At 36.9% G+C, this 9,192-nt stretch carries 8 protein-coding genes; 1 reads left to right on the top strand and 7 read right to left on the bottom strand.

Features of this window, described 5'->3' with window-relative positions:
- The 3 genes from P9B04_RS09130 to P9B04_RS09140 form a co-directional block, all read right to left on the bottom strand.
- On the bottom strand, positions 1-234 hold a 234-nt coding region (locus P9B04_RS09130; protein ID WP_342054675.1), incomplete at its 3' end, for a metallophosphoesterase.
- 55 nt (positions 235-289) lie between these two features.
- Complete coding sequence (locus P9B04_RS09135) at positions 290-2,761, bottom strand: hypothetical protein (protein WP_342054676.1); 2,472 nt, start codon at positions 2,759-2,761, stop codon at positions 290-292.
- A gap of 70 nt (positions 2,762-2,831) precedes the next feature.
- Positions 2,832-3,977 carry an esterase-like activity of phytase family protein gene (locus P9B04_RS09140; protein WP_342054677.1) on the bottom strand — a complete coding sequence of 382 codons (1,146 nt, stop codon included), beginning with the start codon at positions 3,975-3,977 and terminating at the stop codon, positions 2,832-2,834.
- A 97-nt stretch (positions 3,978-4,074) separates the two neighbouring features.
- Here P9B04_RS09140 and P9B04_RS09145 point away from each other — a divergent pair, with 97 nt between their 5' ends.
- Entirely contained in the window at positions 4,075-5,463 is a 1,389-nt protein-coding gene (locus tag P9B04_RS09145; RefSeq protein ID WP_446717983.1) for a tetratricopeptide repeat protein, read from the top strand.
- Positions 5,464-5,555: 92 nt separating this feature from the next.
- On the opposite strand, the gene P9B04_RS09150 is transcribed toward P9B04_RS09145, so the two are convergent.
- The 4 genes from P9B04_RS09150 to P9B04_RS09165 form a co-directional block, all read right to left on the bottom strand.
- Positions 5,556-5,900 carry a DUF760 domain-containing protein gene (locus P9B04_RS09150; protein ID WP_342054679.1) on the bottom strand — a complete coding sequence of 115 codons (345 nt, stop codon included), beginning with the start codon at positions 5,898-5,900 and terminating at the stop codon, positions 5,556-5,558.
- A 168-nt stretch (positions 5,901-6,068) separates the two neighbouring features.
- Positions 6,069-7,025, bottom strand: coding sequence for an RNA polymerase sigma factor, RpoD/SigA family (locus P9B04_RS09155; protein ID WP_342054680.1), 957 nt, complete (start codon positions 7,023-7,025; stop codon positions 6,069-6,071).
- Between the two features lie 311 nt (positions 7,026-7,336).
- The gene (locus tag P9B04_RS09160) at positions 7,337-8,644 is read right to left on the bottom strand and encodes a cytosine deaminase (RefSeq protein ID WP_342054681.1); all 1,308 of its coding nucleotides are present in this window, start codon (positions 8,642-8,644) and stop codon (positions 7,337-7,339) included.
- Positions 8,645-8,739: 95 nt separating this feature from the next.
- Positions 8,740-9,192: hypothetical protein (locus P9B04_RS09165; protein ID WP_342054682.1), on the bottom strand; the 453-nt coding region annotated here is incomplete at its 5' end.

Consider the following 9,192-nt stretch of genomic DNA (forward strand, 5'->3'; position numbering starts at 1 on the left):
GTTTGGCCTAAGTTTTCGCAGCGAGTGACCCCTGGCTTTTTGAGAAGATACCACCACTTGAGAACTTTTGGGACCGCGATCGATTAAGTCTCCCAAAAAATAGACTTGATCCTCTGGGTTGGGGGCGACGGCTTCTAAGAGAAGATTAAGGGTATCATAATGACCATGAACGTCACCGATGACAATACGACGATGGGAACTAACGGGTTGAGAAAGGGGGGTGGATGTTAACATCTTAAGTCTTGTGCCGTTTTTACGATGTCTGTGATTAGTATTCCCAGATATTGATCTAATATCTCACTGTAGCCACGGGACGATGCACATAAGCGATCGCCCTACCTGATACTTGTTGTTGATTGTAAGTTCCGATGAAATTTCCTTCTAGTTTGGTGCGATTTCGCAAAAGGGTCAATTGATAGTTTGCTTCTGCTTTTATATCGCTAAAAAGAGTAGGAAATTTTTGTATTTTAAGGGTTAATTGATACTCATTCTGCTCGATTTTACTATTAATGACTTCTCCTTTAATTCCTTCACCGTAAACGACTTTTCTCCATTGATCATCCTCGCAGATTAATCCTATTGCTAAGTGGTTTCTACTAATTTTAAAACTGGGTTCATCTTCTATCTTAGCAGGTTTTAATATTTGTTTATCGATACTACCGTTAATCAAGGTTATAAAAATTTGTCCTTGTAGGGATTGATGATTCTTTTCGGGGGTTGTATCCCAGGCGGTTGCCATCGAAACCGAGCGATAATTTATTTGTCTTAAGGGATTAATAATGTTAAATAAGGGTCGATTATTCCACAACTTATCGTCAGATCCATGCCAACGATATTTAGTATAACCTAATACCCCTGGATGGGAGAAAATGCGATTCATTGTTTCATGAGCCTTAATTTTTTGCCTAGTTTCTGGTTCGTATCCTCCTGGGGGTTCGATGGGGTTTCTAAACAGGGTGTAGTGATCGCTCCAGGTGCTAATTTCTCCATTCAAAATAGGGTGTTTTACTTCTTGATAAAATTCGTCGAAGAATTCATAAAAATTGGCTCGATAATTATTGCGAGAAACTACCTCTCCCCATTCTTTTTCTACTTCTAAAACGGCTTTTTCTGGAGTGCTTCCCCAACGACAGCCTAAGATTAGATGATTGGGATCGTATTTTTTTATTTTTTCGATACAAATACGATAATATTGTTCTACCCATTCCTTAATAAACTGATAGTTATCTTGTTGATAATTGTTTGATATTATAATCTCTTCTCTTAAGGTTAATTCTCTGATGCTATTTTCTGAAGCAATATTAATTCCCCAGGACTTAGCTAAATCTTCTAAGGATGAATAACGATCATCAATAAACTGCCAAGCTTTTATAGCAGCAGGAATATCTTTTTCTTGACTCAAACAAAACTGAAGTAAACCAATTCCTCTGGGGTTTAATTTTGGTTCGGCCGGTAGCTGGACATCATCGGATTTAATCGGACCATCGTATCGATAAGTAGGTGCATTAGGGACAATGGTTTGATGGATTTTGGTCATGGACATAAACCCTCTTTCATTATCTAAAAAATAGCCTAATAGCATTTTATTATTTTTCAGGGGTGTACAAAGTTTTTGACATTTTTTATCAACATTTTCCACCCATTCGGGATGCCAAACATCGGGAAACTTTGTAACTAACCAAGGTTCTTCGTAGTAGGTTTCAATGATTTCTGTAAAAGCCATTTCTTGGTCAAAAAATTCTGGAGTTGTCCAAGAACCCATTGCGTTAAAACCCCATTCTCTTAGGTAGTTAACCCAGGTTTTAGCAGTGTTTTTAGAAACGGGGGGTAAATTGGCCCGTCTTCCTCCGCTTCCCCCGGCATTTAACCCTGTGCAACCTCTATGATAAAAGGCTTTTCCTTGGGGATCAATAAACCACCATTTACCATTTATACTTTGTCCAACTCGAAAAAATCCCTCTTTCCCTCTGAGGGTTTTACTATTAAATTGAACGGCCGCTAATAATCGAGTGTCATCTATTTTTGCCATGTCTATTGTTTGTTGCCATTGACTCAATTTCCACTGATAAACTTCTTCTATTTCTGTCTCAGTAACAATGGTAAATCGAGGAGCTAAACGTGCCATTTTCCAAGGTAAAAATGTTGTTCTTTCACCGTGATAAACCTCAATAACAATATGATAAAGTCCTGGCTTAACTCTTATTAATTCTCCGTGCTTAACTATTTCATTGTTGACAAAAACAACAGCTTTAACATTTAGACCGATCGCACCGTGACACATTCTCAATAATTGCGGTTTATCAAAAGACACAATATTGTAGAATAAGGAATGTTTTTTCTGCTTATCTTTTCCTAACTTTTTTAAATCAATAGCATCGGTAAAATCAGGAAAACTATTGGCAATAATTTGATTTTGTGGTAAAGGTTTTAATGTTTCTAAACTGTCTTGACGTTGCTCTTGAAGGGAAAGAGAAAGCATTGCGCCATCCCCTGGTTTAGCTGGAGTTTTATATAACCATTTCTTCGTAACCGTATCATCAATAAACTCAACTGGTTCAATTCTCTCATCACTAACGATAGTTTTAGTCGGTTCAATGGTTATAATTTTTGGTCTTTGAGGTTTGGGATCGATTCCTGGAATGTTGTAATTATTGTTACTTTCCTCATTCTGAGATAGAAGAGGTTTGGGATAAGATTTTTTCCAGATTCCATACAGAAGAACTGTACTTAAACTTAATAAAAATCTTCGAGTCAATTTCATAATAATTAATTACTCTTATTCAAATTACTCACGCTTGATAGGTTTAGCATTGCCAAATCTCTACGTTTTCTTAACTTAGTTTAAATAGTAACAGTTGGGTGCTTTGTTCAACATTAAAGTTATCGTCGCTAATTAAAAATAGAGTTTGACTACCATCTGCTAGTCTGGGTCCAAGGGTCATTCCTTCTAAGTTATCTAACTCAATCTCCAAATTTTCTAGATCCAATAAGAGCTTTTTTCTTAAGGGTTTAACCCTGTCTATTCCTTCTTGAAAACTGATAACAGTTGATGTGTCAGAAGCACCACTATTAACTACCTGAAATAATTTTGCCCCAAACCCAAATACACCGAAAGTACGCTCTAAACTTAACCACGATCCTTGGGTGGGTAAAGCAATTAATTCGGTTAACCCATTGGATATAGCACCTTTGGGAGCCTCATCTAGTAAGTATAAATGTTCAGCAACTATTACTGGTGGACCCACGGGACTGATAACATAATGCAACAGACGCACAGGAACGTTGGCAGGTGGGGTGGGAGAGGTGTCTTGTGTTAAAGAAGCTTCTGTGGCAGTAAAAAGCCGAAATGGGTCATCTTTAACGGTACTGGTTGCACTGATGGTTAGGGGTTCAAACCCCAAATTTTCTTGCACTCCTCTAGGATCGCTGGTGTCTTCCGTTGGAAGCAAATAGCGTTCAGGGAGAGGTATCTGTTTTTTAATCTGTCCTGTAACCGGGTCAAATTCACCGATAAAGGGGTTAATTCCCTCTTTAGGCACTCCTTCACTGGAAATAAATAAAGTGCCTCTGGGGGACAGGGAAATACCCTCTGGATCGATGGTTTGAGGTGAGTAATTTTGTCCTATTTCGTCTTGGAGAAAGGTGACATTTTCTACTGTCACACCCTGTATTTGGCTGATTTGCCCGTTATTTTCGGAGGTTTCTATGTTGAGAGTGTAAAATCGGGCGGGGGCGCGTTGAGAGCGATCGTCAGACAAAGCATAAAAGCGATCGCTTTTTTGGTCGTAGGTAAGGCCAGATAAACCCCCTAGAGGCGTTTTGGGGAGACTTTGGGAGGCTATTTCGTACTTGCCTATAAATTCTAAGTTAATTTCTGGAAACAGCCTTGATTCTGCTTGAATTCGAGGTACTTCACCGCAAGCAGACGAGATAATAGCAAGGGCTAAAACTAAGATAAGATTAACAATTCTCCTCACATTGATGTCCCATTAACATAATTCTCCTTCAAATGTTACCTTATATGAGTGGTCTATGAACAGTTATCAATTAATTTCCATGTTGGTGAGGAAAATTATGGTTTATTTTTGTAATTCTATTAATAAGTTTTCTGTGTTAATTAGTTTAACATTGATTATTTTTTCTGCTGATGTCGTTAAATATAATCATCTCGCTTTATCATTACCTGAACCAGAATTAAATCCTTTAGAATTACCTATAGAAGACCCTCTAATTCCTTCTATTCCTCGTCCCCTAACTCCATTGGAACAAAAAGGATTAAGGAGAGAATTAGATAAATTAGATCAGCAAGCGCAGGAACAATTAAATGCGGGTAATGATAATCTTGCTTTTGAAATTTGGTATCGAGAACTAAGACTAAGACGAGTTTTAGGAAGAATAGAAGAAGTTAATGCTTTAGGAAGGGTTGGGGAAATTGCTTGGAATAAAACTCGTACTGAGGATGTTCAAATTATTAGTAAAAGAATCGTTGAATTACAACAACTATCGGAACAAGAAGATCCACTGAGTCCAAAGTTTTTAGTTGCTTTAGCTAACGCTTATGCTAAATTGCATAGTCTGGATAATTCAATTATTGTCTATCAAAAAGTTTTAGAATATGCTCAAGAAAATGACAGTCCTTTTACAGAAAAAGAAGCATTACAAGGATTAGGAAGACTCTATTTAGCTAAATTTGATTACCCTAGTGCTGCCATTGTTTATGAGCAATTATTAAATATAGCAAAAGAAGAACAAAATACTTATGAAGAAGGGCTATACTTACAAGCATTGGCTGAAATTTATACAGCTTCTCTACAACCCGATAATTCTGCTGATATTAAACAAAGATTAGTAGATAGTTACCTTGCTAGTCAGAATATTGAACTTATCCCTCCTTTAAAAGTTGAAATTGGTCAAGATTACGAAGCATTAGATCAACCAGAATTAGCTAGTCAAAATTATCAAGAAGCTTATTCTTTAGCTTGGTCTTTACAATTATTTGGTGCAGCAGCAGAAGCATTAACAAGACTAGCTAATTTATACACAGAATATGAACAAGAAAATTATGCTCTGCAAATTTATCAACGTTTAATTCAAGTGGAACAATTGTCATACAATTATTATGGTTTAATGCGAGTTTATGACAAAATTGGTGAAATTTATCTAGAACAACAACAATACGAACCTGCTTTATCTGCTTTCCAAGAAGGGTTAATTCTCGCTCGTTCTCTTAATCATAATCAAGAGCATTTCTTAGCACAGATTCAAAAAGTTAATCAAGGAATGACTCAAGGAAATCAACAGCAACAAATTCCTAATGTCCAAGAAACACCCCTATCTTCACCAAATCCTATAGATACAATCAGAAATGAAATAGAAGTTCTAGAAAATCCTATTAATGAACTTGCTCCTAGTAATATTGATGAGTTTGAAAACAGGTTTGAACAGGACAATATTTTGAGATAAAACCAACGTTTATAATATATTTCTCACCTCTAAAACTGGCAACGTCACGCTATCAGCTACCAGTTTGCTTTGATTGCTCAATAATATATTACCTATTTATCATCTTTGGTGGTGCTATTAATTGCTTGCAAAGACTTTTCAAAATTGAGTCTTTGTTCTGCGTTGCGTAAAAAGTAACCACTCATCATGGCCGATGCCAATAATTTTCCCAAGTGATCCCGACTGGTACTCACTGTTACACCAAAATGTTCAGAGGGAAGGTTTCCCAGTAAACCGATAATATTCCGTTCCATCACTTGGAATACTTCTTGAGAGTCAGGTTTAGAAAGTTGTGAAATGGTTTCGGGACTAAGGGACTGAACATATTTCCACAAGCTTTCGCTTACCTCATTTTCTTGGTTGAAGAAGTCTTGGGAACGGTTTAACTCGTTATTCACGGTGTGTCCTCCTGTGCATTTTAGCTGTTGATACCGCTTTTCTGGGAATTGATACTATTTAATTAATAATCTTACTATCCCAGTGTAACAAGTTTCTTAACAAAATAGTGGTCGGCAGAACCGAACCGCAAATTCCGATCCTCCGACCCCATGCTATTTTCTACCAAATTAACTAGCTAAATATTCTTGGATATTGGCTTTACGTTTTCTCAGTTTAGATAAGGCTTCCCGTTCAATTTGTCTGACTCGTTCGCGGCTAATATTGAGACGAGAACCAATCTTCGCTAGAGTTAGAGGTTGTCCGTCCACAAGGCCAAATCTCAAAGCAATGACCTCTTTTTGCTGAGTAGTTAAGTCCTCCATTAACTTTTCTAGGTCAAACTGCAAGGAAGAATGGGTGGCAAAGTCTTCAGGAGACTGTCCATCGTCTTCTAGGAGATCCCCCAGTTCGGTGTCCTGGTTATCCCCTACCCGTAGATCTAAGGAAAGGGGTTGACGGGCCCTTTCTAGATATTCTCTCACCTGTCTAGGGGTTAATTCTAGTGCTTCAGCAAGTTCGGTGACAGTAGCTGCCCGACCTTTTTGCTGAGAGAGTTCCCGTTGAGCTTTCTTTATTTTATTCAGTTTTTCCGTGATATGGATAGGGAGACGAATGGTTCTGCTTTTTTCGGCGATCGCCCGAGTAATAGCTTGACGTATCCACCAGTAAGCGTAGGTTGAAAAGCGATAGCCTTTTGTGGGATCAAACTTTTCTACCCCTCGCTGCATACCAATGGTTCCCTCTTGAATCAGATCCAATAAATCCAAGTTTCGTTTGAGGTATTTTTTTGCCACAGATACTACTAAGCGAAGGTTGGCTTCTACCATTTTCCGCTTGGCTGCTTCTCCTGCTTCTATAAGGGAATACAATTCTTTTTTAGAGATTTTGGCCGCTTTAGCCCACTGAGTATCGGTAGGTTGTTGACCACTTTTTTCGATGGTTTCCTCCCGAAGTTTCTCTAGGTTCACTAATCGTTGGACTCGCTTGGCATAAAGAATTTCTTCTTCATGGGTTAGCAAGGGAACACGACCAATTTCTTTGAGATAAGCCCGAACTGGGTCAGGATTGCTTTTAGTTAGCTTCATAAGAAATTTTTTATCTGGTAGTTTGATGGCAGGAAATGAAGAGTAAGTAATAGTGATATATAAAAGGAAAAGCTTATAATAACAAAGTTTTGACTTTAATCCCCGTTTCTTTAGATTTTTGTTATAAAGTCATTACCTCAGCTTTTAGGATAGAGGGTTGCAACAGGAGGAGTGTTCGACAATACATTTTTATTTAGGTATGATTCCTTAGCTTTGCGGTTGGTTCCTTAACAATACTACATGATTTCATTAAGTTTTGTAAAGTTTTTAATCTTCTAAGTAAAATCCCGAATAAGACCTTATGAGGTTGGTTACGATGGGGATGGAAAAATTAAGTCGTCTAGTTCGCTGTAGTCGGGTAACATAGTGTCAATAAATTGACCTTTCCTCATCACTCTGCGATCGCTTTGAGGACGAGAAAATAATTCACTAAAATAACGTGCTTTAAAGAGGATTAAATCTGCGTCTAATCCTGTGGCTATTTTACCTAGATCGGGTAGGTTCATAAATTTAGCAGGAAGTTTATTAATACTAGCAACCCAGTCATCGTAATTAGTATCTAAATGGCAAATTCTCATGGATTCTCTTAAAACTTCTAACCCATCGTGATTGCCAAAACCATAAAAAGGATCTCGGCAATTATCACTGGCAAAACTGACAGAAACTCCTTGTTTTTTGAGAGCATGAACATCCGTAAATCCTCGCTGTTTCGGGGTATGATTTGGGTTTCTATCTTGTAAGTATAAGTTACACAATGGTAAAGAGATAATATTGATTTTGGCTTCTTTGACTAAGTTTATAGTTTCTTCTCTTAGATCGGCACTTTGTTGAGATAAACTGCAGCAGTGACCACAGGTAATTTTATTCTTAAATCGATGTTTTATCGATGTTTCTGCAATCTTTTTTAAGCAGATGGAATTAGGTTCAAGGGTTTCATCGGCATGAAAATCTAAGTCTAAATCTCTCTCTTTTGCTAAAGTAAATACTCTATCTAATTGTTGATCTAGTTGAGGATTCATATAAGCTACTCCTCCTAATACTTGTCCGTAACTAGCTACTAAATCTGCTAATTTTTCTCCTTGTTCGGTTAAAAAATAGTCCAGAGAAACTAAGCAAACTGCTTGTAAACTTAATTGATTTTGCCATTCATACTTTAGCGTTTGAAAGACATCAAAACTAATTTTTGCTTGTTCTCCAAAAGAATCTAAGTGAGTTCTAATAGCAATTGTTCCCTGAGCATAACTACATTTTAAGCCAAACTGCATCCGCCGATAAACATCTTCAGGATTCCAGTTTTTAGCATCTTTTATGACAGTATCTAATGCTTCTGAGAAAGTTCCCAAAGTATTGGGCGATCGCTCCCAAATATGTCCTTTATCTAGGTGGGTATGACTATCAATAAAACAGGGAAAAATAATACCTTTTTTGACATCAATATAAGGAGATTCGGGAAGATTAGAAGTGTGAGGAATAATTGAGATAATTTTGTTTTGATATATTTCTAAATCTAGATTACATAATTGTTCTCTTGTTTGGGGTTGAATAGAAATATTTTCTAATAAACAGAGAGGAATATGAGCATTTTTTATCCAAAAGCGATCACCTAATTTATTGAACATTAAACATTTAGTATTGTTTTTGATTATGATATCATTTTATTTAACTATTAAAGTAAAATCTTTGCGACATTACCTAAAGTAATGCCATATATGAATTAGAGAAGGTTGTTAAAGAGTTGAGCAATGTATTGAGCGTCTCTTTTGTTTCGCCACAGCCATTGGTTATCCTGTCCATAGGTTTTTATGTGGTCAAAGGCTTGATTTAATAGATCCTCAATTTCATCGAGATGAGAAAAAGTCTGACCGATAGAAACCGGCCAAGTAATTTGATGACGAATTAAAGGATAGTCAGGAGCAATAATATAACATCCAGAAGAGCCGGCATCACTAATCACACCACTTGCTCGATAAAAGTAGCGATTTTTATCATAGTACGTAACAAGAATATCAAGAGATTTTAAGACATTAAAATAGTCTGAGTTCTTAGTCGTATCTAAGATGGTGATGTTTAAATTTTCAACCCATGAAGGCATTTGTTTTTTAGGGGTTCCCAAAATTATACCAAATCCGCTCTTTTTAACCCCCTTATAAAACCCTTTACTAATAGA

Source organism: Crocosphaera sp. Alani8, from assembly GCF_038442745.1.
Taxonomy (GTDB): domain Bacteria; phylum Cyanobacteriota; class Cyanobacteriia; order Cyanobacteriales; family Microcystaceae; genus Crocosphaera.

What these genes read in the sequence shown, in the direction of transcription:
- P9B04_RS09135 (WP_342054676.1), bottom strand. Translation starts at nt 2,761, where the DNA reads ATGAAATTGACTCGAAGATTTTTATTAAGTTTAAGTACAGTTCTTCTG.
- P9B04_RS09145 (WP_446717983.1), top strand. Translation starts at nt 4,075, where the DNA reads ATGGTTTATTTTTGTAATTCTATTAATAAGTTTTCTGTGTTAATTAGT.
- P9B04_RS09155 (WP_342054680.1), bottom strand. Translation starts at nt 7,025, where the DNA reads ATGAAGCTAACTAAAAGCAATCCTGACCCAGTTCGGGCTTATCTCAAA.
- P9B04_RS09160 (WP_342054681.1), bottom strand. Translation starts at nt 8,644, where the DNA reads ATGTTCAATAAATTAGGTGATCGCTTTTGGATAAAAAATGCTCATATT.